This window comes from Bacillus sp. LM 4-2 (genome assembly GCF_000978495.1).
In the GTDB taxonomy this organism is placed as follows: domain Bacteria; phylum Bacillota; class Bacilli; order Bacillales; family Bacillaceae; genus Bacillus; species Bacillus subtilis.
The window spans coordinates 49,595-74,379 of sequence record NZ_CP011101.1 but is presented as its reverse complement, the minus strand read 5'-3'; the positions used below and the strand labels follow the sequence as shown (position 1 = coordinate 74,379).

Genomic DNA, 24,785 nt, shown 5'->3' with positions numbered 1-24,785 from the left:
AGCAAAGAAGAAGCATAGGCTCTGCAGTTTGCGCCATTCAGATTAAGAAAAAGATAATATAGGCGAAATAAAGCGCTAAAACACTGATCACGATCAGCGTTGTTTCAAATAACCCCCCCGACTTAGCCGGTTTCTGTTTTGGGGTATATCGCGTCTTCGTTATTTTTCCTTGGCGCGGTTTTTGCTGTCTTTGTCGTGTGGCAGGCTGCGGTGATGCTTTTATAGGCTGTTTTCTTTGTGCTGCTTTTTGCCCCGCGTCCAGCATATCCTTTTTCATTTCATCTGCGGATTGATAATCTCCGTTCAAGGCTGAAAAAAGCACTTTTTTATACTTTTGAAGCAGCGGGTTTCCTTCGATGAGAGACCTAAGCTGTTCTTTGGGCTGGCTCGTTTTCTTAAATTCTTTTTTATGCACACTGTTGATCATAATCATGGCAACTGCGAACAGATCATAGGATGGCTCTGCCTTCCTTGTTCCATACCCCCAATAGCCTCTGTCATAAAACTCCGTATACTCTTTTATCGCCCGGCCTTCCTTTGTCGTGCCGCCCACATCAATGCAGCGGATCCTTGCGGGCGGACCAGTTACGATCAGATTATCAGGTTTAAGATCGCCGAATATCCATCCTTGCTGGTGAAGCACCGATAAGCTGGATAACAGCTGAATCATTAATACAGGTATCCACTCTGCTCCTTTATCACTGACATACTTCAAAAGCAGCGGCCCTTTTATGTATTCCATTGCATAAAATGAAACTTTCGTATTGGTACCGGGAATATAAGCATCATCCGTATCAAAAAAAGAAGGCCCCATCGTAACGGACTGGGCCTTTGAGAAAGATTTCAAGACATTCACTTCAGAAGTAATAGACAGGCTGTCATCACTCACCTTTAAGGCAACATGTCCATCTGATGCTTCTGCCAAATACACAATTCCATTGGCCCCTTTACCAAGCTGTTTACGCAATGTATAAGTGTTTCCATTCCACTTGCCTTTGATTGTCGTACCCGGCTTGAGGCTACATGCCAAACTCGTCAAAGCGTCGTTCATCATCTGCCAGCATGCCCCTTCTTGAGCGTATTTTTTCAAACTGCAGTGTCGCTTCACGAATCGCCGGACCTGTCGGCGTGATGCCGCCTGTCGAAAGCTTTGCAAAGAGTGTGGAAAGAGATTGCAGCTTCGGTGTCCAGTTCAGCACAAGCTCGACCTCTTGTTTTTTCCCGGGAAATATACACATCGCAAATTCGTTATTCCCGATTCGGGAATTGAGGCTTACAGACAAATCAATCAGCGCCTCTTTTACTGTTGGAAGCTTTGGCGCCATACTTGCACTTGTATCAACAAGAACCAAAACCTGAAGATGCACCGTTTCTCCAAGCTCGTCTACCACTTCCATGACTTCGCCGCGTTTTTCTGGAGAAAGCTCTTCCATTTCCACATTCTTTCCGAGAATCTGTTTCAGTTCTTGATTGACTACACCTTGTAAGGTTTGCGTCATCGCTTTCTTTGTTACCATTTGAACAGTTTGTGAAAGCTGAGATGCATAAACGACTTGGTGCACGCCTCCTCCGGCAAGTGCAATCCCTTCGACTTCCTTCATTGCCTCAGGGTCAATTTGATTTTCTTCCATTATACCAATGACATTTACCGTAATCCCCTGCTCTTTAGCAAAAGCAGCCATTGCAAGCGGGTCTTCCCCATGGTTTGAGCAGCCATCCGTTATCAGCAAAATTTGATTTAAATGTCCGTTGTTCACATTCATTCCTCCTGGAGAATACGAGGATTCTCAGATTCATATATTCCCATCTTCGCCAGAAGAAATTTGATTTATACGGAAGCGTTATGAAATTTCTTGTTTGTTTTGAAAGATTGCCGGAACAGGAATGGATGCCCACTTCGGTGTATTGTGATCAATCCGGACAACAACAACAGTCATATCGTCCTCAATTTGGCCGGATCTTGTGCGGATGACTTCTTCCATAAGCAAATCGGCAATCTCCTGCGGGTCATTTGTTTTCAACCCTTTCATTTTACGTTTCATCCATAAGTCGTGATTTTCCACATGCTTAGGCCCCTCAAAAATGCCATCACTCATCATAATTAAGAGGTCACCCGCTTTCAGCTGTTCACTCACAACCTCCACATCGAATTCATTAATAATACCGATTGGCAGATTGCTCGCTTGAACTTTCATGACCTGGTCACCCCGTTTGATAAAGCTAGGCGTCGATCCAACCTTCAAAAATTTACAGCTGGCATCTTGAAGATCGATAATAGACAGGTCAAGCGTGGAATATATTTCGTCAGTTGTCCTTAGAGACAGTATGCTGTTGATCGTTTTAATTGCTATTTTTTCATCAATTCCCGATTCAAGGATTTTTTCAAGAAGCTTGATCGTTTCATTGCTTTCAAAGTGCGCTCTTGCGCCATTGCCCATTCCGTCACTGATTGCTGCAGCATATTTTCTGGCTCCAAGCTCCATCATGCTGTAGCTGTCGCCGGAGACAAGGCCGCCGCCCTTCGCAGCGTGAGCAGCTCCCGTGGACACCCTGTATGATTTTGTTGATCCAAAGGCGACATGGCTGTATCCATTCGGATGCGGAGAGTGCTGTTCGGCTTTCACAAGAATTTGTTCCTCCAGAATGTCAGAAAGCATAGGAGCAATGATTTTTTCACTTTCTCCATGTCCGCTGAACGGAATGGTCATTTCAATATCGATATTTCCTTGTTCAAGACTATAGATCTCGACATGCTGAATCTCAATTCCGAAATGCTGAAGCGCTTCTATGATTTGCTCTTCCTGCAGAAAGTGCTGTTCTCGCTCTCTTTTTATTTCCCGAGAAAAGTCGGCCATAACCTCAGAAACGCCTAAAAGCTGTTCAGCAACAAGGCGCCTGCTGTCTTGGACTTTTTTCTTGAGTGTCAAATGGGCATGATGATGTGCGAGCTCATCCTCAATCAGCTCTTCAACCTGCTTGGATTTAGAACAATACTGTTGAAACTCTTTTTTCAGCCTTCGGTTTGATGCATATTCTTTTTCCTCTGTTTCAAGCATAACTTGTTTCATTAAGTCATATGTTTTATCAAAGTTCTGTACCCAGCACCTGTTTTTCTTGTAGCACGTCTGGCAGGAATGCTCCGTGATTTTGCTTAAGAACAGATCAACTTCGCTGTCATCTGTCTGTTCGTCTGATGCTTGATAAAAGGTTGCAAAGCTTTCAGACAGCGCGTGAAATACATTGGAGAATTGGTCTACCTTCTGAGCAGTGACATCACGGATTTTTCTAGCGTATTGCTGTTGCTCTTGAAGATGCTCGACAGTTCCCGGAATATATCTCGCCACTTTCCTCGTAATAGATTGAGGTGTGAGCAAAAACAGGCCGACTGCGATTAATGACTCATAGAGCGTTGTCATCAGACCGGCAGAGCCTTCACCATATAAAGATATAAGAAGTGATCCAACGATCAAACCAATTGCTGCACCCGCTTTTTTCCCTTCCTTCAGCAAACCGCCCAATAAACCGGAAAAAGCAAGCAGACTCATTTGATATAGGTTTCCGATATTCGCCAAGCCAAGAATCAGGCCGGTCACAACCCCAACCGTACAGCCGATGCTTGCTCCGCCAATAAAGGAAAAACTCAACACAACATAACGAGCCAATATATGTTCTGCCTGCATCCCTTGGTAGGACAAGCCGGCCAGCCCCGTTAAAACAGAGGCAATAAGAATCATAAAGCAAATGATTTCCTCTATTTTTAATGATTGTTTCACTTTTTTCACAGTAAAAATCGGAAGGCTCTGAAGGAAAATCAGTGTTAAGATAAACGATAGTCCAGCCTCAACGATAGCCATTACATAATCATAGGTTGTAAATACGCCATTTTGGGCATAAACAAACCCGGCTCTTGCTGCAGCCATCGAGAAGAACACGACAATCGGGAGTGCTTTTACACGATCGTCGGTAATGAAGGCAGCCACTTTAGAAAATACGAAGAATGCCAGCAATGCCGCCAGTATGAGCAATGAGTGCTTTGGAGATATGGTCAGCGCACCTGCAAGCACAGCCAAAACCGCATAAAACGCTTTGTCTCTTCTGATAAGAAGCATCGCTCCAAAGAAAGGAAGTACGAAAGGAAGCACCTCGGATAATATGAAAGCCCGTCCAAGCAAAAATCCGATGACAACATAAATGAATCCTTTATAGAAAAACAGTGAATGCAAATGATGAGTCACCAGCTTCGTGCCCCTGTTAAAAAACGATTGGAGTTTTTCCAAAGCTTGTCCCGCCATTGGCCCGTTCACTCTTCTTTCTGCTTTTTCCATTCCTCTCATCTCCCACCTGTTATATTCGTTGCCTGTCATTATAGCGAAAGCACAGATAGGATTTTGTCAAAAGAAGGTAACAATACCAAAGAAATCTTCGACGGTTTCTGCCTTGATATTCGTTTATCAAAAGAATTTCTGGAATGTTGTCTAAAAATGAAAAAAATCGGCTTCTGCAAGAGAAACCGATTTTTTAGGATGACCCGTACGGGATTCGAACCCGTGTTACCGCCGTGAAAGGGCGGTGTCTTAACCGCTTGACCAACGGGCCAAACAAATATGGTAGCGGCGGAGGGGATCGAACCCCCGACCTCACGGGTATGAACCGTACGCTCTAGCCAGCTGAGCTACACCGCCATATTGTTTTGTGCTTCTAAGCACAAGTTATATAATACAAAGGTTTGTCTCTTTCGTCAACAGAAACTTTAATGTTGTAATTTTCTGACTCTTAAAGAGGATGAGGATAATAAAAAAGCATCCGTCGGGATGAACGGATGCTTCATTTATTTTATAGAAAGCAGCAAGTTATCCTCTTCTTGCTCCGCGCCCTCCACGTTTTGATTCCGTATTGCGTTTTAAAGATGACAAGCGATCTTCGCTGTCTTTTAAAAACTTATTCATTTTCTGTTCAAAAGATTCTTTCGGACGGAAATCATTTCTAGGTCTGGCTTGCGGACGGTCTTTAGCTTTTTTAATAGATAAACCAATTTTCCCGTCTTTTTCAACGTTGATGACTTTCACTTCAACTTGGTCGCCGACTTTTAAGTGGTCGTTAATGTCTTTGACATAATTATCAGCTACCTCACTAATGTGAACGAGACCGGTTGAGCCTCCAGGCAATTCAACAAATGCTCCAAAATTTGTAATACCTGTAATTTTCCCTTGCAACTTGCTGCCAACTTCAATCGACATAAAAAAAGTGCTCCTCCTTAGGCTTATAAAAAGATCGTTTGCTTAATTATACCTAAATAAAAATTTAAGTGTCAACAAGGCTACTTGCTCTTCTTCTCCACATTGAAGATAATTTCTCCGTCTCCAGACATGAATAAGTCCCTTCTGGCAAGCTCTGTGACGTAATCCTCATCCTTCAATTTGGATATTTCTTCTTTTAAATCCGTTTGTTTTGTCTTTAAACTTTTCAGTTCTTTTTCAAGCTGTTCTTTCTTTTCTTCTTTTGCACTAAGGGAAGATGTTTGGGACCATACAGAGCTTGCCAGCACAATTGCCGTCAGGAATACTAGGGCGCCGAATACAGTTAACCGTCTGTACAGCCCTTTGCGTCTTCGTTTCTTCAGCTGATTTTGCCGTTCTACTTGTTCTTTATAGTCGTTTTGTATTTCAGTTATCGTTCGTTCCCTGGAAAAATTCAAACCAGACGGTCCTCCTTTCATTTCTTCAAAAACCGTGTAATGGTCGTTCTTATGGTTATCAATAGTTTCTTCTTCTTTTTGAGAAATCCTGCACCTTTTTCAAAATAACGTCTAAAAGTTAGACGCATTTTCACAGGAAGAAGTTTCAAACATTGTTTCGCGATAAAACGGATCGGAAAACACAGAACCATGACTATTTTATATAGACACAGCAGGAGAAAACCTATCAGGCTGTATGTTTTCTTGAATAAAAATGCCGCCAGCCAGATGATCGCTCCGCATGTCCACACAATAGGACGAAATAACACGTGCTGAATGAGTTTTTTGAAGAATTGATAAACAGAAACAACAAGGTAAATGACGAATTTCAGTATTTTTATATAGATTCGTTTGCAAAGGCTCTGATACGTCGCAACGCCCAGCAGAACCGCTAAAAAGATGTAAATCCTGAATTCTCCCTCATTTACATGAAGCAAGACATAAAAGAAAAGCAGCCCTTGCACAATCCAGAAAAGAATATCATGAATAAATAATAGCCATCTGGCTGTTTTGGCACGAATGACAAAGAGCCGGTATGTATCAAGCGAAGCACCAAGCCAGAGACCCATACCGGACATCGCCAGCATTGTATAGAATTGTGTCGTCAGCGTCATTTAAACAACTTGCTAAAAAACCCTTTAGCTTTATCCCCTTGTTGTTCGTCTAAGTACACTAAATCAAATACCCTGCCTTTAATCGAAACAATCCCTTTTTCCACATCAAGATTTTTCATTTGCAGGTTTTGGCCTCTGACGGAGAGCATTCCCATCACCGTTTCCAGCAGGAATTCTTCGTTATCAAAACTCTCCACATGCTTAACCCCAGAAATATCTAAATGCTTCCGGCCTTTCATTGTCACATCATGCTGTTCCGGAACAGACGAAGAACCTTTTTGATCATAATATGAATTCATCTATTCAGCCCCCATATCCTCGATACTTTTAGCATTATTACTGCATTGTATGAGGTAGGGGATTTTTTTAGAACAAGCCTATTCGCCGAGTTTTTCTTCTTTTAGAATCGTGTACATGTTTGCAGCTTCTTCTTTTTTCGTCGTGTCTTTCAATTCATTAACTTGAACCGTTACAAGCTTTTGGCCGAAGCGGACCGTTAGTTCATCTCCCGGTTTTACGTCAGAGCTAGCTTTAGCTTGGTTTCCGTTAATAGAGATTCGTCCTTGGTCAGCTACTTCCTTCGCTAGTGTACGCCGTTTGATCAGCCGTGATACTTTCAAAAATTTATCTAATCTCATATCTATGATCTCCTCTCAGTTTCTTTTGCTTCATTCCACAGTTTGTCCATGTCCTCAAGGGACATATCAGCCAACTCGACTCCCTCTTCCTTCGCTGTTTCCTCAATGTACGAGAACCGTCTCCGGAATTTGTCATTAGTCATGGTCAGCGCTTCCTCTGGCTCTATTTTGTAGAAGCGGGCTACATTCACCAGCGCGAACAAAATGTCGCCAAACTCAGCTTTAAGATTGTGTTCGTGAGGAGCTTCAGAAACCTCAGAAGAAAATTCCTTCATTTCCTCACTTACCTTTTCCCAAATATCGCTGACGTCTTCCCAGTCAAAACCGACCTTCGCTGCTTTTTTCTGCAATTTAGCTGCTTTCGAAAGAGCTGGAAGGGTTTTCGGTACGCTGTCTAGTAATGATGATTCAGATGTATTTTTTTCGGCCTTTTTTATATCTTCCCAATTGGCTAAAACATCGTTTTCATCCTGAACCTTAACATCTTTAAACACATGGGGATGTCTTCGGACCATTTTTTCACTGATTCCTTTTATGACATCATCAATTGTGAAATAACCTTCATCTTCACCAATTTGCGCGTGAAGCAAGACCTGAAGCAAAACGTCGCCAAGCTCTTCGATCATATGGTCTGTGTCTTCTTCGTCAATAGCTTCGAGAAGCTCATAACATTCTTCAATCATGTACTGCTTTAATGACTGATGCGTCTGCTTTTTATCCCACGGACATCCATTAGGTCCGCGAAGCTCTCTGATGATGCTTCGGAACGTGGAGAATTCGTGATAAAGCAGCTTCTCTTCTTTAATCGGCGGAATATACACACTTGTTAAGTTGTTCAAGGCGACATTGCGGTCCAGCTCAAATAATGGCACTGTCCTGATCTCCTCGCCACGGCTGCCTGCTGCAGTCACAATGACGACCTCATAATCATCAGGCAGCTTCTCCATCAATGTCAGCTTGACTTCAGAAGCCGTCATTTGGTCGTAAACCTGACATATGATCAGATGATGTCTGAGCTCAAGCTCATCCGCGGACAATGTGCCGGCATCCACAAATTGAAAACCTTCAATCGGGTCAATTTGCAAGGCATTGAATGTGGCATCAAGGAAACTTTGTCCCCCCGCGACTTTCACTTGAACGTTTTCCTTTTCCTGCCGCTCCGTCAGCAGCTGAACTGTTTTTTCTGCGACAAACGGATGTCCCGGCACAGCATAAACCACGTCCTCACGCCGCGCCGCTTCAAAGAGGGTATCCGCAATTTCTTCATATACCGCCTCGAACTGATCATGTTTCTCATATATATCATCAAAGAAACGGATGTTCTTCGTTTCTTTTTCAAGCTCCTCAATTAAAGGATGATCCTTGGTTCTGACATACAGCGTATCTGCCTTCGTCAGCAGCTTGTGTATACCAATTGTCAATTGGTCCATGTCTCCGGCACCAAGTCCGACGACTGTAATTTTACCCGCCATTTTGTTCTCTCCTTCTCATGAATTTGCTTAACTTGCTGCCGAATGGCACACTGTTCAGCTCTTCATCTGTAAATATTCCCAATCTCATCATACAATAAATAAACACCGCGCCACCAATGGCAACAGCAGAAAGACTCTCAATCACAGCCGCTCCTCTTCCTGTAGCAGGAAACAAAAAAGTCCAGAAACGGATATACGCAAGCAATCCAGCTGACATCAAAAGAGCAGATCCAATAATCGGAATCAAAACGCCTCTAAGCTTATCGAGCCATTCCTTTTGCCGAAGCTGATACAAGTTAAGGCCGGCGACAGCCGCAAAGGAAGCCGCTGTCGCAAGCGATGCGCCTTCAATCCCATAGCGCGGAACCAAAAGTGTGTTTAACACCCATTTCACCGCAACACCCGCGCCCACCGCTATCGCAGGAAAAACTGTGTACCCCGCTCCCTGTAAGACTGCCGCTGCCGTTACCGCCAAGGATGCAAACAAAATGGAGCAGCTAAATACTTGTAACGCACCTGTCCCTTCTCCATTTTGAAACAGCATGATATTAACCGGCTTAAGAATGCAAATCAACCCAGCCGATGCGCCTGTACCGAGCACAAGGCATAGTTTCAAAGATGACGTGATTTTTTCTTTCATGATCTTCAGCTCTTTGTTTTTTACAGCCATAGAAATATACGGAACGAGTGACGTCGCAATGCTTACGGCAAAAACTGAACCGAGCTGCAACAAGGGTTGTCCCCGATCATAGATCCCCTTTAGGCGTTTTGCTTCTTCGCTTGCCTCACCACCCGAAAGTAATGCATATAAATTCAAAGCATCAACAAGCTGGATAAACAAAAGCAGCAAACTGCTTACACAAATTGTAACCGAATATAAAAGCAGTTTTTTCGTCAATTCTTTTGTTGTGATGACATTTTCTTTTTGCCTATCCGTTTGGTTGTCTCTTTTCGTTTTGAACCAAAAAAACCCCAGTATTATCAATGCAACCAAACTTCCGGCAAGAGAGCCTGAAGCGGCTGCCGCTCCCGCAGTATAAAGCGAGGCTCCCTTTTTCACGAGCCAAAATGATAAACCCAAGAGCACCGCAACACGCAGAAACTGCTCTGTCATCTGTGATAAGGCTGAAGGGAGCATTTCGTGCCGCCCCTGAAAACCGCCTCTAAGCAATGCGACAAATGGGAACAGCAGAAACGCGTACGCGGCCACTTGAATTAACACGGCTAGATGCGAATCCCCCATAAAGAGTGCAATAGGAACAGCACCCAGATATAAACAAAGAAATAATAAAATACCGATTAAAGACAAAAATAACGCTGATATTTTTAATATGGTGTGATGATTTTTTTCACTATAATCATTCATCAGCTTTGAAATAATGACTGGAAATCCTGATGTGGACAGCATGACCGCAATACCAAGAAAGGGGTATACCTGCTGATATATATAAAATCCAACATCGCCGACAATGTTTTGAAACGGGACTCTGTAAACAGCGCTTAAAATTTTTGTGATGACGCCTGCCAGAATTAAAACAAAAGCCCCCTGCCAAATCCAATGCCGTTTAACGCCTATTGAATCGTCCATCCAAAAGCTCCTTCCCAACGTCAGGGGCAATACGGTTCACGTATTACCGCGGCACAAATAAAAACGAGGTTATTATACCACATCCCAACCCTTGGATTCCTTTTTCGGCACGCATGAAAAAGAACAGCGTCCCAAGGAGAGCTGTTCTTTACATACCTATTTTCGAAGAAAGGAATAAGACCTACTGTTCCATTTGACGAGCCAAAAATCCAGCTGCTGTTTCAACGGCTTTATGCTCTACTTCGCCCATTGTCTGGTCTTTTGAAAAGATCACCACAGCACCTATCGGATCACCGTTCGCCACAATTGGGCCGACAGTATAAGAATTCATGTCCTCATCAATTCCATTCACAAGCTGTACTGATTTCGCATCACTCTCAAGCACGGAGCTGCGCTGATCCATTGTTCTTTCCAGCATTTCACTGATTGACTTGTTTAAGTAATCTTTTTTGGAGCTGCCGGACACGGCAATATATACATCACGATCACAAATCAGCACTGAATGGCCGAGGCTGTCGTAAAGCGCGTCTGCATACTCCTTTGCAAAGTCTCCAAGCTCACTGATCGGAGAGTACTTTTTCAAAATCACTTCTCCGTCACGATCTACAAAAATCTCAAGCGGATCGCCTTCCCTGATTCTCAGAGTTCTTCGAATTTCTTTAGGAATCACGACCCGACCTAAGTCATCAATACGACGTACGATACCGGTTGCTTTCATCTCTGGTGCCTCTCTTTCATTTGATGGTATATACATGTGGGAAAGACCTAAAGCAGTTACTTTATGTACCTTCCGCCTCGCTTGAAATTAGTATCCGTCACATCAAATGTAATATACACCAGAGAGTAACAAAATTTACGTTGATGAAATGGTTTGCTTTTTCACATCTTTTAAGCCCTTCAGCATGCCCAGCACGGTGTCGAGCCATTCATCGGCACTACGGCCTTTCGTCTGTATGGAGATTTTGAGTTTTTTCCCTTCCATTCCCAGTCCGATTTGTCTGCCATATTTATTGCCAAGCTCAAACAGCTTCTGTCCGTCAATTTCAGCACTTGCTTCTTCAGAAATCGTCAATCTGACAGCATCTTTATCCTGCTTAATCAGCTCGACACGTTCCTGTCTCGCATAGACTTTCATTTCTGCAACAGTAAACAAGTATTCGACTTCTTTTGGATAGTTTCCAAAGCGGTCGATCATTTCATCTTGAAGCTCATTCTTCTCTTCGATTGTCGCCACAGACCTGAAGCGTTTATACATATCAATTTTCTGTTTGCCGTCTTGAATATAAGTTTCCGGAATATACGCATCAAGCTCGACATCAATTTCTGTTTCAAACTGCTCTGTCTTCGCTGTGTCTCCTTTACGCTCCTCAATGGCCTCCTTCAGCATTTGTGAATAGAGGTCAAATCCGACCGAATCGATGAAGCCATGCTGCTGGGCACCAAGAAGGTTCCCAGCTCCGCGAATCGTTAAGTCACGCATTGCGATTTTAAAACCGGAACCTAACTCTGTGAATTCTTTAATAGCCTGCAGCCTTTTTTCAGCCACTTCTGTCAGCACTTTATCCCGGCGATACGTGAAGTACGCATACGCCACACGGTTAGAACGGCCGACACGCCCCCGCAGCTGGTAAAGCTGAGAAAGTCCCATCTTGTCGGCGTCAAATACGATCAGCGTATTGACGTTCGGGATGTCCACGCCAGTTTCGATAATGGTTGTGCTGACAAGAACGTCTGATTCTCCTTCAAGGAAACTTAGCATAACGGTTTCTAATTCATTTTCTGTCATTTTCCCATGCGCATATGCTACCTTCGCGTCAGGGACTAGCATTGAAATTTCATCCGCTTTCCGCTCAATGTCCTCTACCCGGTTGTACAAGAAATAGACTTGGCCCCCGCGTGCAAGCTCACGTTCAATTGCCTCTCTGACAAGAGCTCCGTTGTATTCCACAACATACGTCTGTACAGGGAACCGATTTTCCGGCGGAGTCTCGATGACTGAAAGGTCCCTTACGCCAAGCATAGACATATGCAGCGTACGCGGAATCGGCGTTGCTGTTAACGTTAATACATCAACATTGGCTTTTATTTGCTTGATCTTTTCTTTATGGGTTACACCGAAACGCTGCTCTTCATCAATGATGAGGAGCCCTAAATCTTTATACACGACATCCTTTGATAGCAGCCGATGCGTCCCGATGACGATATCAACCGTTCCGTTTTTCAGCCCTTTGATTGTTTCGTTTGCTTCTTTTCTCGTTCTGAACCTGCTGAGAAGGCCGATATTAATCGGATAGTCCTGGAAGCGCTCTTTTATGGTTTCATAGTGCTGCTGTGCCAAAATTGTTGTCGGAACGAGCAGAGCTACCTGCTTTCCGTCACCGATCGCCTTAAACGCGGCACGTATGGCAACCTCTGTTTTACCGTAGCCCACATCTCCGCACAGCAAGCGGTCCATCGGACGTTCTCTTTCCATGTCTTTTTTGATTTCGTGAATCGAACGGAGCTGATCATCAGTCTCTTGATAAGGGAAAGCCGATTCGAATTCACGCTGCATCTCATGGTCAGGAGAAAACGCATAGCCCTTGCTCGCTTCTCTTTCGGCATACAGCTTAATTAAGTCGTCAGCAATATCCTGAACGGATGTCTCTACTTTTTTCTTGACCCGCTTCCATTCACTTCCGCCTAATTTATACAGCTTTGGCTCTTTTCCTTCGGAGCCGACATATTTTTGGACCTGATCAATTTGTTCTACAGGAACGTAAAGCTTGTCACTGCCCTGATAATGTATATTTAAATAGTCTTTATGAATGCCGTTGATTTCAAGAGTTTCAATCCCCAGGTATTTTCCGATCCCGTGATTAATATGAACGACATAATCTCCAATTTGAAGCTCAGAATAGCTTTTGATGCGCTCTGCATTGGTAAGCTTCTGTTTTCGCGGCTTCTTCTTTACACGGTTTTTGAACAGTTCTTCTTCCGTGATAACGGCAAGCTTCATTAACGGCAGCTCAAATCCCGATTGGAGCTCGCCTTCCATGATATAGACCTGTCCCTGAACAAGCGCTTTTTTGCTGTCTGTCATGGCAGCCTCGATATCATAATCAGCCAAAACAGATGACAATTTCTGTGTACGTTCCTTGTTTGCTCCTAAGAACACAACAGTGAAATTTGATTTTTTAAAACGCTCCATTTCGCCCGCAAGCACGTTCATTTGGCCATGGAAACTCTGCATTTGCCGGCCTGACACATTGACGATATTTTGCGGGCTCGTATGGTGTACATGCCGCAAAAATAAAGAGTAGTACAGCAGAGGCCGTTTTTGCTCAGCCACTATTTTTTGGAAGCTGAATGACAAACGAATGTCATGCAAAATCTTCCCTTCCTCAAGAAGATTTGTGATAAACTCCGCTTCTTCTTTTTGAAGCTGTTCTTCCATCTCATGAATCCGACTGACTTCATCCAAAATCAGAAGTGTATTATCAGGTGTATAATCTAGTAAACTAGCAGGCTTTTCATAGAAATATGAGAGATACTTCACGAGCTCCTGATCTGTCTGGCCTTCAGACAAGCGTTCTTTATCGTGAGAAATATTCGCATGAAGTATTTCTTTTTGTTTGTCAGCCTTTAATTTTTTCAAGCTCGCGGCAAGACCACTATCGATTTTCTCCATCGCCCGCGCTTTTTCTTCCGGTCTGATAATTAATTCCTTCGCGGGACCGATATTGATCGAGGTAAGGGTCTCAATTGACCGCTGATCATCTGAATTAAAGCTGCGGATTGAATCCACCTCGGTGTCAAAAAGTTCAATTCTCACCGGATTCTCTGAAGTCAACGGATAAATGTCAATGATTCCCCCGCGAATACTGAATTCCCCGGGCGCAGAAACCATATCAGACCGCTCATACCCTACCTCTATCAGCCGTGAGGCAAGCTGGTCAGGTTCGATATCATGGCCTACTTGAATGAGCATCTGGCTGCTTTTCCACACCTCAACAGGCGGCAGCATTCTTCTGATCGCAGCTACCGGAGCAACGACAATTGGCGCTTCTCCATTCGTTAGTCTATTAATGACATCTAATCGCTGCGCCCGCAATTCAGGGCTTGCAACTGCGATTTCTGATGAAATGAGTTCATTGACGGGGTACAAAAGGACAGACCGATCCTCTAGAAGTGAAGTCAGATCATCTGTTACTTTCTGGGCTTGATATAAGTTATGGGTGATTAGAAAGATAGGCTTATTCGTTTCATTAGCCAGAGCAGAAGTAAAAACAGAACGCGCGGAACCCGACAGACCCGCGAGCAGCTGTTCCTTCAGGCCCTCGTGTAAACCGTTGATGATGGATTTAAAGTCATCGCTTTCTTTTATAAAGGTTTGAATGTTGTCCATATGGCCCCTCCTCTCTGTTTCCTGCGAGAACAGAAAAACGCTTTGGTCTAGTGTCTACACCAAAGCTTTTTATTGAATAAATGTGTGATATTCGTGGTAATGCGGATTTCGGTCAAGCGCCTCTTGGCAGTCTTCACATATCGTCAAAACATGGACATCTCCATTTTCTTTATAAGAAATCATATCGTTTCTTTCCTCATTTGTTAAGTGCTGAAATCCAAGTGAGTCTGTCGATACCATTGAAGATTCGAGACTGCCTACTTTCACTCCGCAATGACGACAATAATAATGCAAAGCCATACAAGGGACCTCCTGATGAAAAAGTCATTTTGGTGTAGTATGGACTTTGTTGTTACATTTTATACCTTTGCGTTAAATTCGTTCATGACTTCTAAAAACGGTTTACTCAAAGAAACCTCACAAGCCTTCACAGATTTATCAACCGCTTCTTCGATCTCAGGTGCCTCCTCCTTGGTAAAGGAGCCCAACACATAATCAACGACCTTCATGCCGTTTACAGGCCGGCCGATTCCGATGCGGATACGGTCAAACTCGGATGTACCAAGATGCTGGATCAGTGATTTGATGCCATTGTGCCCTCCGGCGCTTCCTTTCGTTCTTAAACGGATCTTGCCAGTCGGAAGGTCAAGGTCGTCGTAAATGACTGTCAAATCTTCGTTATCGACATCATAGTAGTCCATTAAAGGCCGCAAACATTCTCCTGATAAATTCATATATGTAAGCGGTTTAACAAGTAGAACCTTTTTGCCGGAAACAAATCCGGTTCCGTATAATCCGTTAAATTTATTTTGATTCAGCTCTATATTCCATTCCTTTGCAAGCTGATCTATCACCATAAATCCGACATTATGCCGTGTATTTTCATAGTTCTTCCCCGGGTTTCCGAGACCGGCAATCACAAGCATGGCGAATCCTCCCTTAGTCACATAACTCCCGTCTTCATAAACGGGCTATAATTCTTCTCATTCTAGCACAAAAGACGTAACCGCGGGAGGGTTACGCCTTAAGCTATTATTGTTCGTTTTCACCTTCTGGCTGAGCATCGGCAGATTCCTCTTCATCGACCTCAGCTGCTTCCTGCTGCTGCGGAGGAAGGATTGAAGCCACAACCTCATCTGACTCATGATTAAAGGAGTAGTCACCGCCAGCAGGCAAATCTGCAATCGTCAGTACTTCATTTACATCGAGGCTTGAAATATCAGCCTCAATCGTTTGCGGAATGGCTTTTGGCTTGGCCTTTACAGTAAGTGCATATAACGGCTGCTGCAGTACGCCTCCGTTTTTCACTCCAATGGCTTCTCCGGTCAGATGAATCGGAACTTCCACTTCAATGTCCTCACTCATATTAACTACTTGAAAATCAGCATGAGTGATTTCATTTTTCAGCGGGTCCGTCTGCAGGTCTGTTACCATGACGGAGTGTTTTTCTCCGCTGACCTCAAGCGTAATGACTGCATTTTTGCCTTCGTCCCTCAGCGTTTTGATGAGCTCCACACTGTCTAATGACACAGGTTTGTTGCCCGTATCCTTCCCATATATGATACCTGGAACATGTCCTGAAGTACGGATATTCCGAAGAGACGAACGAGTAAAGTCCGTTCTTTCTTTTGCCGTTAAAGTTGCCATATTCAGCACCATCCTCTTGTCGTTTTAGTTGTCCTATTACAAACAATACCCATAACGATAAGGATTTAAACCTCGAAAAATGGTTTAGCTGAACAGATAGCTGACTGATTGCTGCTCATGAACGCGAATAATCGCTTCGGCCAGAAGCGGTCCGACTGAAAGCTGCTTAAAGCGTTCAATTTTCTTTTCTTCGGGAAGCTTGATGCTGTTTGTCACAACAAGCTCTTTAATTGTTGAATTATTAATCCGTTCTACCGCAGGGCCTGATAGTACAGGGTGTGTACAGCATGCATATACTTCTTTCGCTCCGTTTTCAACGAGCGCATTAGCAGCAAGTGTAATCGTACCTGCAGTATCAATAATGTCATCGATGAGGATAGCAGTCTTCCCTTCGATGTTACCTACAATATTCATGACTTCCGCCACGTTTGGACGCGGACGGCGTTTATCGATAATCGCAATTGGCGCTTTTAGTCGGTCAGCCAGTTTGCGGGCACGTGTCACACCGCCATGGTCTGGTGAAACAATGACGATATCTTCAAGATTTTTGCCTTCAAAATATTCTCCTAAAATCGGAACACCCATTAAGTGGTCAATCGGTATATCAAAGAATCCTTGAATTTGCGGCGCATGCAGGTCAAGTGCAATCACACGAGTCGCACCGGCTGTTTCAAGCAGGTTAGCGAAAAGTTTAGCTGTGATTGGCTCACGGGATCTTGCTTTTCTGTCTTGACGCGCATAACCGTAATAAGGAATAACAATGTTAATCGTTTTTGCAGAAGCGCGTTTTAACGCATCTACCATAATCAGCAGTTCCATAATATGCTCGTTAACGGGGTCACTTGTAGACTGGATGATGTAACAATCACATCCGCGAATACTTTCTTCGATATTAATTTGGACTTCCCCGTCACTAAATCTTGTGACAGAACATTTCCCTAATTGAACTCCAACTATATCTGCGATTTCTTTTGCAAGCTCTGGATTCGAATTCAAAGAAAAAATCTTTAAATTCTTATCTCCGTATTGATTAGACATGGATAAACCTCCGAATTTAGGATTATTTTTTATGAATATTTTTCACATAATCGTCTTTATTTACTTGTCTCGCTCTGGCAATAGCAAGTGCTTTTCCAGGTACATCTTCCGTAACAGTTGAACCTGCCGCCACATAAGCGCCTTCTCCGACTGTGACAGGGGCTACCAAGTTGGAATTGCAGCCGATAAACGCGCCATCTTCAATTTTTGTCAAATACTTATTCTTTCCATCATAATTGACAGTAACTGAACCGCAGCCCAGGTTTACATCAGTGCCTACCTCAGCATCGCCGACATAGCTTAGATGAGATGCCTTGCTTCGGTCTCCGAATTGAGTCTTTTTAATTTCTACAAAATTCCCGATCTTCACTTCATTCCCGATGACAGAATCAGGTCTGATGTGAGCAAAAGGTCCTATGTTTACATCATTCCCCACTTTACTGTGATTGACTACCGATTGTTTAATAACCGTACGGCTGCCAATGGCACTATTCATAATCTCCGTATGAGGGCCAATAATCGTATCTTCTCCGATTTGCACCTCACCTTTAATCACAGTTCCAGGGTAAATCACAGTATCGCTTCCGATAACAGCGTCAGGAGAAATATACGTATTCATCGGGTCGATCAACGTCACGCCATTTTGCATATGCCGTTTATTAATGCGCTCTTTCATAAATTGTTCTGCCTGAGAAAGAGCAACTCTATCATTAACTCCGAGCGTTTCTTGGAAATTACCAGTCTGGTAAGCGGCAACAGTTTCGCCTTCATTTTTAAGAATCTCTATGACATCCGGCAAATAATACTCGCCTTGGGCATTATCATTAGACACCTGATCAATAGCCCGAAATAGCGCTTCATTGTCAAAACAATACGTACCGGTGTTGATCTCAGTTACAAGACGTTCTTCTTCAGAGGCGTCCTTATGCTCAACGATTTTTTGAACCGCTCCGTTTTCGCTGCGAATAATGCGGCCGTATCCGGTTGGATCTTCTGCAACCGCAGTTAAAATCGTAGCTTTCGCTTCTCTTTGTGTATGTTCTTTCAGCATCTGTTCCATCGTCTCTGCTGTCAAAAGCGGCGTATCTCCGCAAATGACAATTGTGACGCCTTTTTCGTCAGCAAGAAATGGCTGTGCCTGTTTTACAGCATGAGCAGTGCCAAGCTGTTCTGCTTGAAGCGCGTACTCGCTTTTATCACCAAGCTGCTTTTTCACTTCTTCCGCACCATGTCCGACAATCGTGACAAGCTTTGATAAAGATAATTTTAAGGCTTCGTCCACGACGTGCTCTACCATAGGCTTACCGCAAACTGGATGAAGGACTTTATAAAGCTTCGATTTCATTCTCGTTCCTTGTCCAGCCGCTAAAACAACTGCAAACCGCTTATCCATTTATTGGCCTCCAATATCCCTTTTATCCATAGAAAAATATATCCTAAATATCTTCTGATTTCAAGGAGACTTCATGAAGTGCAAGAATTTTCTATTGAGTGCAACTAAGTTTGAAAAATCAGAATTAAAAAAGGACCGCCGGCAAAAGGCTTATGTCAGCCCTTTCAGCAGTCCTTGCTTTTTGGTTATTTTTTAAGAAGCTCCAGCTTCTTCGAATTCTAATGCTTCAGTGTCACCCAGACGATGATACTCATTTAACACGGCATCTTGAATCTTTCCTCGCGTGCTTGAATTAATAGGATGAGCAATATCGCGGAACTCTCCATCAGGGGTGCGTTTACTCGGCATCGCAACGAAAAGACCATTGTTTCCATCAATCACACGAATATCATGTACAACAAATTCGTGATCCAGCGTGATGGATGCAATCGCTCTCATGCGACCATCGGTATTCACGCGGCGTAATCTTACGTCAGTAACTTCCACAGTAGTTCACCACCTTTTCCCTATATAAAAGCATTAGTGTATCAATTCCACGATTTTTTCTGAAATCCTGCTCGTTTTTAAAATATTTTTTGAAAAAATAGGATATAGTTACACAATTAGGTCATAAAGCTTTCATTTCGGGCATAAGGTAAATAAAAAAGTGATCCCGGGCTCTCCCAGAATCACTTTTCTTATTATTTCACCAGTGCAATAACTTCAATCTCGACTAACGCATCCTTCGGGAGTCTCGCGACTTCAACACAAGATCTCGCCGGTTTGTGAGTGTCAAAGTATTGTCCGTACACTTCGTTTACTTCCGCAAACTGTTCCATATCCGCGATAAATACAGTTGCTTTTACAACTGTTTCAAAAGAAGCACCCGCTTCTTCCAGAACCGCCTTTAAATTGCTGAATACTTGATGAGTCTGCTCCTTAATATCGCCGTTCACCATTTCCCCTGAAGGAGTCAAAGGGATTTGGCCTGAGCTGTAAAACATATTGTTGACGATAATCCCTTGTGAATAAAGCCCGATTGCCGCTGGGGCATGTTTTGTGTGGACTGCTTTTGTCATGATTCTGTCTCTCCATTCTTTAAAAGATTGTCTTTAAAAAAACGCAGAAAATTGCCATTCTGAATTTCAATGGACTTCTCTTTCATGTTGATGGTTGAAAGAGTAAGAAGTGACATATATTCATCAACAAGACGTTCATCTACTCCTTCGGCTTCAACTAAGACGCCGATTCCCGCCACATTTGCGTTAAACTCATCCAACAGGTTGATCATACCATTAATGGTGCCGCCTGCTTTCATAAAGTCATCAATAATGAGTACGTTTGAACCCGTTTTCATGCTTCTTTTCGCAAGTGACATTGTTTGAATGCGGTTTGAGGAGCCTGAAACGTAATTAATGCTGACTGTGGAGCCCTCTGTTACCTTATTGTCTTTACGAACGATCACAACAGGCACATTCAAATAGCTTGCAGCTGCGTACGCAAGAGGGATGCCTTTCGTGGCAACGGTCATGACAACATCAATTTCGCGCTCTGCAAACACGGAAGCAAACAGCTTCCCTACCTTGGAGAGTACAGATGGCTTTCCTAAGATATCCGTTAAATATACATAACCGCCCGGAAGGATACGCTCAGGATTTGCCAGCGACTGTCCAAGTGTCTGCACAAACTCTTCAGCTTCAGCCTGCTTCATTTTCGGAATATATTTAACGCCTCCGGCAGCTCCGGGAACAGTAAGCAAAGTACCAATCCCCTGCTGTTCAAAGGTTTGTTTTATAATTGTTAAATCTTCACTGATCGATGATTTTGCAGATTCATACCGCTCAGAGAAAAAGGTTAGCGGTATTAACTCGTGCGGATGGGTTAACAAATAATTTGTTAAGTCCACCAATCTGCCGCTGCGACGAAACTTCATGAACTTACCCCCAAAATCCGAATATTTTAAGATCAATATAACTTAACATACGGATTTAATCAAGAGCATTCTGTTCGCCAATCATTCTCACCGCATAAACTTGATCGCAGAAGCCTCTTAACCCGTTATAAATTCTCTGCACCTTCGACTCATACTGAACCAGTCCAAATACTGTCGGGCCGCTCCCGCTCATTAACACGGCATCTGCACCAAAGCGTTTCATCTGGTTTTTGATCATCGCAACTTCAGGATGCATATCGAGTGTAACAGATTCAAGCACATTGCCTAACCGGCTGCACATCTTCTGAAAACTCTTCTCTTCTATCGCCTCGATCATGCCTTGTACATCGGGATGCTCTATACCATCCAGTTTCAGCGCTCTGTACACTTCAGCAGTTGAAACACCGATTGTCGGCTTCGCTAAAATGACCCAGCAGTGCGGAGGCGTGCTGATATGTTTAATTTTCTCGCCGCGCCCTGTTGCTAATGCAGTTCCGCCATAGACACAAAATGAAACGTCAGAGCCAATTTCCGCTCCAAGCTCAGCAAGCGTTTCCGCGGACAGATTTAAATTCCACAGTCTGTTCAGCCCTCTGAGTGTCGCCGCCGCATCACTGCTTCCGCCGGCAAGACCGGCAGCCACCGGAATTACCTTCGTAATCATGATGGAAACTCCCTTTTTCACGTTGTATCTGTCCTTGATCAGCTTGGCAGCCTGATAAGCTAAGTTTCTTTGGTCATCAGGCACAAATCGGTTGTGGGAGGAAACCCTCACTTCATCCTCTGCAAGCTCCGTCAATTCAATTCGATCAGCTAAATCAATTGTCGTCATGATCATTTCGACTTCATGATAGCCATCCGGGCGTTTTCGGGTGACGTCAAGTGACAGATTGATCTTAGCTGGCGCTTTTTCTAAAATACGCATAGCTTTCACCTACTTCTCCATCTAAACATAAGTATGAACATTGTATCACATTTGAAGTACAGGATGAACATATCCATATTCAGCCCATTATGTATTTAAATCCAAAATAAAAAAACCAGGGAACAGCACGTCCCCCGGGTCACATCCTTATCGGTTATTCTGATTCTGAGCCATTTGCTGTTCGGCGATTTCTATAGCGCGCTTTACCATGTTACCGGCATCGCGAGCCCGAATTTCGCCCCAGCCGCCATTTTTTACTGTGTCATAAAAACCAAGGTCTTTAGCCAGCTCATATTTAAACTCACCTGACATAACTCCACGACGTCTGCCCAAACGAAACAACCCCTTTTTTAGAAGTGATAGCCATTCGTGCACGTCACGATAATATGTGACTGTTTTATCTTTTGTTAAATCAGATGGAACTTTCGTTAAAATTATTGGAAACCAAAAAAGGGCAAAACAAAAAGCAGTAAACAAAAGGTTCACTGCCCGTTAAAATGCCACTGAGCTTGCGGCGTCATCATTAAATGTCAGCTCAACAGTCTCAGTCAAAATATCAGCATAACTGTATGAAACTCTTTCAAACGAGTTCTCGTCTTGATCTAGTTGTATCACAAAAACAGAAGGGTACGTCTCAGCTAAAATGCCCGAACGCTCAATCGTTTTTCGGCGGCCACCGTTTGCTTTTAACGTCAGCCTTTTACCTAAATTCCCATCAAGCGATCTTTTAATATCGGACAACGTCTTCGCCATTGCATCCACCTCACTACATTTATTGTACAACACGAGCCCATTTTTGTCAAATAAAATTTAAATTATATCAACGTTAATAAGACGTTGTCAATAAAATTATTTTGACAAAATTCTATGATTCCTCAATTATGTTCCGCAAGTTTCGGTAAATTATGTATCATTATGTAAAATAAAAAACCCGCATAGCTCTCCTATGCAGGTTTTCAACTGTTAATTGGACTTATAAGGCATACCAATTCTCAGAACTCCTCTTGTTTCAATACCTCCAAGCCCTTTCTCTCTTGTCAGCGTATTACGGAGCACTTCCCATACATTAATCCGTTCCATAAACGGCGTAAAGCTGATCTTCGCGACGATATATACCGGATCAAGCGCATGAATATTGACTCTTGACGGTGAACTCGCAAAATTCGCACCCGCTCTGATGAGTGATTCAAAATGGGATTGGCAGGCCCCCGCAAAAATAACAAGCTGATCTAAGTGAGGGATCTTTTTTCGGGCTGTTTGAACAGTTTCAACAAAGTGCTTAGAATGTCTGTACGCATTCAAATCATCAATGCCGCCCTTTTGCTTCGAATACGCATCATGCCCTGTGATCACCAGGATATCAGGTCGATATTTGTCGAGCAATTCTTCAATAGAAGCAGACATTTTCTTTTCATGGCAATGGATGCCATAGACCGGCACTCCAATTTTTTTATAGACATTCAGGCATTTTTTCAGATATGCTTCGTCACCATCCAGATGAAGCACTTTGCCCGGCATATGGAAATAATGCTCCTGATGCTGATATTGGCTTGTCGCATAGTACTCCTGTTTTTCTCTGAGCAGTTTATAATCCTGGCGGAGCAATTCGAGCGACTCATTCATTCTGCTCTCATCTTTCTTTTTCCGCATCATCTGCTCATCTTTTTTCACTGCCACCAGATCAGAAAAATCCGAATCAGCAATCAGCCTGACTTCATCTCCATGCAAAATGGCAATTGAATTTCCTTTGCTTGTTTGCTCTATTCCTATAATTCGAAACAAAACATCCATCTGATAGGATTTTCTGGCTACCATATCCCCTATTTGAAATTGCACATTCCTCACTCCACACATAGACTAAGCCTCATCATGAAAGAAAGAGCCTTGAGAAAGCGCCTTTTTTCGCTGAGTCCAAGTTTTTTCTTATCATTGAATGAAAGGTCCTTCTCTAGCCTATGTAGCGGCAGTCCATGTGGTGCGCAAAACAAAAAGCCCTTTTAGAAAAGGGCTTTATACAATCCGTTAGACAGCGCTGCGAACTCCTCAATAGACAGGGATTCACCTCGGCGCTTACCGTCAATATTTGTTTCTTCAAGCACTTGCTCGATTGTTGATTTTTGCGCTTTTCCTTCAGGCAGATTGTTAACTAAGTTATTGAGCAGCGTTTTACGACGCTGTGCAAAGCTTGCCTTGATGAGCTGAAAGAAAAAGGATTCGTTTTCCACGTCCACTGCCGGGCCGTCTCGGAGAACCAGACGGATGACTGCGGAATCGACATTAGGCTGAGGAACAAATACGGTTTTCGGAACGATCATCACCGTTTTGGCTTCTGTATAAAACTGCACCGCGATTGAAAGCGAGCCGTACTCCTTAGATGAAGGATCAGCCGCCATGCGCTCAGCCACTTCTTTTTGCAGCATGACCACAATTCCTTTCAGCGGAAGATGTTCTTCAAGCAGTTTCATGATAATCGGTGTTGTTACGTAATAAGGAAGGTTGGCAACTACCATAATCTCATCACAATCTTGAAATTGTTCTTCAATGACCGATTTGACATCAGCCTTTAACACGTCCTGATGAATGACAGTGACATTGTCGTAAGGTGACAGTGTATCCTTCAGAATCGGCAATAATCGCTGGTCAATCTCAAATGCCACGACCTTTTTCGCCCGCTTGGCAAGCTGTTCGGTTAAAGCCCCGATTCCCGGGCCGATTTCAATGACACCTGTTTTCTCAGTCACTTCCGCATGATCAACAATTCTGTTTAAAATGTTCGTATCAATTAAGAAATTCTGTCCTAAGCTCTTTTTAAAAGAAAAACCGTATTTCTTCAGTATCTCTTTCGTTCTAATCGGTGTCGCAATATCTTTATTCATTCTGTTCCTCCCGCATAACGGTATCGAGCGCACTCATAAAATCACTTTTTTTAATTTGAAACATTTGCAGCCGTTTTTGAAGCTGTTTGCCATTTGTATAGCCGATTTTCAACAGATCACCCAGTCGTTCCCGGCGGCGTTTGGCCGCAGGCCCGCCTATTAGTCCGGCATGAATCAAATCCTCAGCTGAAATGTCACTCGGCTGCGCTTCCATCTCCTCATGCACATTTTCTAAACATGCCCTAATGCTTTCAACCGATGCATGCTCCACACCAATCCCCCGCTTGTTTTTAGGTTTGGCAAGATGCTTTGGCAAAAATGCATGCTTACAGCCGGGTACAGCCTCTGAAATGGTTTTGCGAATCTTCTCTCCCGGAAAGTCCGGATCCGTTAAAATAATGACGCCTCTGGTCTTCTGGGCCAAACGGATTTGGTCAATCACATGATCATCGATGGCTGAACCATTTGTTTCAATTGTGTCTGCATCAACAGCCAATTTGATGCGGGCCGTATCATCACGCCCCTCGACCACAATGATCTCTTTAATTTTCATTATTTCCT

At 43.4% G+C, this 24,785-nt stretch carries 26 protein-coding genes and 2 tRNA genes; all 28 read right to left on the bottom strand.

Annotated features, from left to right (window positions below; genetic code table 11):
• Positions 1-37 precede the first annotated feature (37 nt).
• On the bottom strand, positions 38-1,054 hold the full coding sequence (gene prkT, locus bslm_RS00395; protein ID WP_043858452.1) for a serine/threonine protein kinase PrkT: 1,017 nt from the start codon (positions 1,052-1,054) through the stop codon (positions 38-40).
• The gene (locus bslm_RS00390; protein ID WP_003243782.1) at positions 1,020-1,757 is read right to left on the bottom strand and encodes a vWA domain-containing protein; all 738 of its coding nucleotides are present in this window, start codon (positions 1,755-1,757) and stop codon (positions 1,020-1,022) included. Before bslm_RS00390 ends, prkT begins: the two co-directional genes overlap by 35 nt.
• Positions 1,758-1,841: 84 nt before the next feature.
• Positions 1,842-4,325: a stage II sporulation protein E gene (gene spoIIE / locus bslm_RS00385; RefSeq protein ID WP_046380726.1), complete on the bottom strand. Its 2,484-nt coding sequence runs from the start codon at positions 4,323-4,325 to the stop codon at positions 1,842-1,844.
• A gap of 199 nt (positions 4,326-4,524) precedes the next feature.
• Positions 4,525-4,596: transfer RNA gene (locus tag bslm_RS00380), tRNA-Glu, on the bottom strand.
• 9 nt (positions 4,597-4,605) lie between these two features.
• Positions 4,606-4,682, bottom strand: a tRNA-Met gene (locus bslm_RS00375).
• A 168-nt stretch (positions 4,683-4,850) separates the two neighbouring features.
• On the bottom strand, positions 4,851-5,237 hold the full coding sequence (locus tag bslm_RS00370; protein WP_003218379.1) for a S1 domain-containing RNA-binding protein: 387 nt from the start codon (positions 5,235-5,237) through the stop codon (positions 4,851-4,853).
• A gap of 80 nt (positions 5,238-5,317) precedes the next feature.
• A complete protein-coding gene (gene divIC / locus bslm_RS00365; RefSeq protein ID WP_003243211.1) occupies positions 5,318-5,695 on the bottom strand; it encodes a cell division protein DivIC in 378 nt (125 codons plus the stop codon).
• 17 nt (positions 5,696-5,712) lie between these two features.
• On the bottom strand, positions 5,713-6,348 hold the full coding sequence (gene yabQ / locus bslm_RS00360) for a spore cortex biosynthesis protein YabQ (protein WP_014478604.1): 636 nt from the start codon (positions 6,346-6,348) through the stop codon (positions 5,713-5,715).
• Positions 6,345-6,647 (bottom strand): sporulation protein YabP, encoded by a 303-nt coding sequence (yabP, locus tag bslm_RS00355; RefSeq protein WP_003226714.1) that lies wholly within the window; start codon positions 6,645-6,647, stop codon positions 6,345-6,347. Before yabP ends, yabQ begins: the two co-directional genes overlap by 4 nt.
• 78 nt (positions 6,648-6,725) lie before the next feature.
• Entirely contained in the window at positions 6,726-6,986 is a 261-nt protein-coding gene (locus bslm_RS00350; protein ID WP_003226716.1) for an RNA-binding S4 domain-containing protein, read from the bottom strand.
• A 2-nt stretch (positions 6,987-6,988) separates the two neighbouring features.
• Positions 6,989-8,458, bottom strand: coding sequence for a bifunctional methyltransferase/pyrophosphohydrolase YabN (gene mazG / locus bslm_RS00345; protein WP_017696371.1), 1,470 nt, complete (start codon positions 8,456-8,458; stop codon positions 6,989-6,991).
• Positions 8,448-10,046, bottom strand: coding sequence for a putative polysaccharide biosynthesis protein (locus bslm_RS00340; protein WP_046380725.1), 1,599 nt, complete (start codon positions 10,044-10,046; stop codon positions 8,448-8,450). The genes mazG and bslm_RS00340 overlap by 11 nt, the downstream gene beginning before the upstream one ends.
• Positions 10,047-10,227: 181 nt before the next feature.
• On the bottom strand, positions 10,228-10,764 hold the full coding sequence (spoVT, locus tag bslm_RS00335; protein WP_003218365.1) for a stage V sporulation protein T: 537 nt from the start codon (positions 10,762-10,764) through the stop codon (positions 10,228-10,230).
• A gap of 135 nt (positions 10,765-10,899) precedes the next feature.
• Entirely contained in the window at positions 10,900-14,433 is a 3,534-nt protein-coding gene (gene mfd / locus bslm_RS00330; RefSeq protein ID WP_046380724.1) for a transcription-repair coupling factor, read from the bottom strand.
• 69 nt (positions 14,434-14,502) lie between these two features.
• The gene (gene fin / locus bslm_RS00325) at positions 14,503-14,733 is read right to left on the bottom strand and encodes an anti-sigma-F factor Fin (protein WP_003243417.1); all 231 of its coding nucleotides are present in this window, start codon (positions 14,731-14,733) and stop codon (positions 14,503-14,505) included.
• 59 nt (positions 14,734-14,792) lie between these two features.
• On the bottom strand, positions 14,793-15,359 hold the full coding sequence (gene pth / locus bslm_RS00320) for an aminoacyl-tRNA hydrolase (protein ID WP_046380723.1): 567 nt from the start codon (positions 15,357-15,359) through the stop codon (positions 14,793-14,795).
• Positions 15,360-15,465: 106 nt separating this feature from the next.
• On the bottom strand, positions 15,466-16,080 hold the full coding sequence (locus bslm_RS00315) for a 50S ribosomal protein L25/general stress protein Ctc (protein WP_003243443.1): 615 nt from the start codon (positions 16,078-16,080) through the stop codon (positions 15,466-15,468).
• 84 nt (positions 16,081-16,164) lie between these two features.
• Positions 16,165-17,118 carry a ribose-phosphate diphosphokinase gene (locus tag bslm_RS00310; protein ID WP_003218353.1) on the bottom strand — a complete coding sequence of 318 codons (954 nt, stop codon included), beginning with the start codon at positions 17,116-17,118 and terminating at the stop codon, positions 16,165-16,167.
• A gap of 22 nt (positions 17,119-17,140) precedes the next feature.
• Positions 17,141-18,511: a bifunctional UDP-N-acetylglucosamine diphosphorylase/glucosamine-1-phosphate N-acetyltransferase GlmU gene (gene glmU / locus bslm_RS00305; protein WP_046380722.1), complete on the bottom strand. Its 1,371-nt coding sequence runs from the start codon at positions 18,509-18,511 to the stop codon at positions 17,141-17,143.
• Positions 18,512-18,703: 192 nt separating this feature from the next.
• Complete coding sequence (gene spoVG / locus bslm_RS00300; RefSeq protein ID WP_003218346.1) at positions 18,704-18,997, bottom strand: septation regulator SpoVG; 294 nt, start codon at positions 18,995-18,997, stop codon at positions 18,704-18,706.
• 194 nt (positions 18,998-19,191) lie between these two features.
• Positions 19,192-19,569 carry a 2-iminobutanoate/2-iminopropanoate deaminase gene (ridA, locus tag bslm_RS00295; RefSeq protein ID WP_046380721.1) on the bottom strand — a complete coding sequence of 126 codons (378 nt, stop codon included), beginning with the start codon at positions 19,567-19,569 and terminating at the stop codon, positions 19,192-19,194.
• Positions 19,566-20,423, bottom strand: a complete 858-nt coding sequence (gene purR / locus bslm_RS00290; protein ID WP_003218342.1) for a pur operon repressor — start codon at positions 20,421-20,423, stop codon at positions 19,566-19,568. Before purR ends, ridA begins: the two co-directional genes overlap by 4 nt.
• 55 nt (positions 20,424-20,478) lie before the next feature.
• Positions 20,479-21,348 (bottom strand): 4-(cytidine 5'-diphospho)-2-C-methyl-D-erythritol kinase, encoded by an 870-nt coding sequence (gene ispE / locus bslm_RS00285; RefSeq protein WP_003226742.1) that lies wholly within the window; start codon positions 21,346-21,348, stop codon positions 20,479-20,481.
• Positions 21,349-21,495: 147 nt separating this feature from the next.
• Entirely contained in the window at positions 21,496-21,681 is a 186-nt protein-coding gene (locus tag bslm_RS00280) for a small, acid-soluble spore protein, alpha/beta type (protein WP_046380720.1), read from the bottom strand.
• 159 nt (positions 21,682-21,840) lie between these two features.
• A complete protein-coding gene (gene veg / locus bslm_RS00275; protein WP_003218330.1) occupies positions 21,841-22,101 on the bottom strand; it encodes a biofilm formation stimulator Veg in 261 nt (86 codons plus the stop codon).
• Between the two features lie 210 nt (positions 22,102-22,311).
• Positions 22,312-23,184: a sporulation-specific protease PrtG gene (gene prtG, locus bslm_RS00270; protein WP_014475574.1), complete on the bottom strand. Its 873-nt coding sequence runs from the start codon at positions 23,182-23,184 to the stop codon at positions 22,312-22,314.
• Positions 23,185-23,345: 161 nt separating this feature from the next.
• Positions 23,346-24,224: a 16S rRNA (adenine(1518)-N(6)/adenine(1519)-N(6))-dimethyltransferase RsmA gene (gene rsmA / locus bslm_RS00265; RefSeq protein WP_015715101.1), complete on the bottom strand. Its 879-nt coding sequence runs from the start codon at positions 24,222-24,224 to the stop codon at positions 23,346-23,348.
• Positions 24,217-24,777, bottom strand: coding sequence for a ribonuclease M5 (gene rnmV, locus bslm_RS00260; RefSeq protein WP_015253010.1), 561 nt, complete (start codon positions 24,775-24,777; stop codon positions 24,217-24,219). The genes rsmA and rnmV overlap by 8 nt, the downstream gene beginning before the upstream one ends.
• Positions 24,778-24,785 lie beyond the last annotated feature (8 nt).

Bases quoted from the DNA above. Each gene is read 5' to 3' on its own strand.
- pth (WP_046380723.1), bottom strand. From the start codon at position 15,359: ATGCTTGTGATTGCCGGTCTCGGAAACCCGGGGAAGAACTATGAAAAT.
- mfd (WP_046380724.1), bottom strand. From the start codon at position 14,433: ATGGACAACATTCAAACCTTTATAAAAGAAAGCGATGACTTTAAATCC.
- spoVT (WP_003218365.1), bottom strand. From the start codon at position 10,764: ATGAAAGCAACCGGTATCGTACGTCGTATTGATGACTTAGGTCGGGTC.
- ridA (WP_046380721.1), bottom strand. From the start codon at position 19,569: ATGACAAAAGCAGTCCACACAAAACATGCCCCAGCGGCAATCGGGCTT.
- spoIIE (WP_046380726.1), bottom strand. From the start codon at position 4,325: ATGGAAAAAGCAGAAAGAAGAGTGAACGGGCCAATGGCGGGACAAGCT.
- bslm_RS00310 (WP_003218353.1), bottom strand. From the start codon at position 17,118: ATGTCTAATCAATACGGAGATAAGAATTTAAAGATTTTTTCTTTGAAT.
- bslm_RS00370 (WP_003218379.1), bottom strand. From the start codon at position 5,237: ATGTCGATTGAAGTTGGCAGCAAGTTGCAAGGGAAAATTACAGGTATT.
- bslm_RS00315 (WP_003243443.1), bottom strand. From the start codon at position 16,080: ATGGCAACTTTAACGGCAAAAGAAAGAACGGACTTTACTCGTTCGTCT.
- purR (WP_003218342.1), bottom strand. From the start codon at position 20,423: ATGAAGTTTCGTCGCAGCGGCAGATTGGTGGACTTAACAAATTATTTG.
- prkT (WP_043858452.1), bottom strand. From the start codon at position 1,054: ATGATGAACGACGCTTTGACGAGTTTGGCATGTAGCCTCAAGCCGGGT.
- yabQ (WP_014478604.1), bottom strand. From the start codon at position 6,348: ATGACGCTGACGACACAATTCTATACAATGCTGGCGATGTCCGGTATG.
- mazG (WP_017696371.1), bottom strand. From the start codon at position 8,458: ATGGCGGGTAAAATTACAGTCGTCGGACTTGGTGCCGGAGACATGGAC.
- yabP (WP_003226714.1), bottom strand. From the start codon at position 6,647: ATGAATTCATATTATGATCAAAAAGGTTCTTCGTCTGTTCCGGAACAG.
- rnmV (WP_015253010.1), bottom strand. From the start codon at position 24,777: ATGAAAATTAAAGAGATCATTGTGGTCGAGGGGCGTGATGATACGGCC.
- rsmA (WP_015715101.1), bottom strand. From the start codon at position 24,224: ATGAATAAAGATATTGCGACACCGATTAGAACGAAAGAGATACTGAAG.
- fin (WP_003243417.1), bottom strand. From the start codon at position 14,733: ATGGCTTTGCATTATTATTGTCGTCATTGCGGAGTGAAAGTAGGCAGT.
- bslm_RS00350 (WP_003226716.1), bottom strand. From the start codon at position 6,986: ATGAGATTAGATAAATTTTTGAAAGTATCACGGCTGATCAAACGGCGT.
- ispE (WP_003226742.1), bottom strand. From the start codon at position 21,348: ATGCGTATTTTAGAAAAAGCGCCAGCTAAGATCAATCTGTCACTTGAC.
- glmU (WP_046380722.1), bottom strand. From the start codon at position 18,511: ATGGATAAGCGGTTTGCAGTTGTTTTAGCGGCTGGACAAGGAACGAGA.
- veg (WP_003218330.1), bottom strand. From the start codon at position 22,101: ATGGCGAAGACGTTGTCCGATATTAAAAGATCGCTTGATGGGAATTTA.
- bslm_RS00340 (WP_046380725.1), bottom strand. From the start codon at position 10,046: ATGGACGATTCAATAGGCGTTAAACGGCATTGGATTTGGCAGGGGGCT.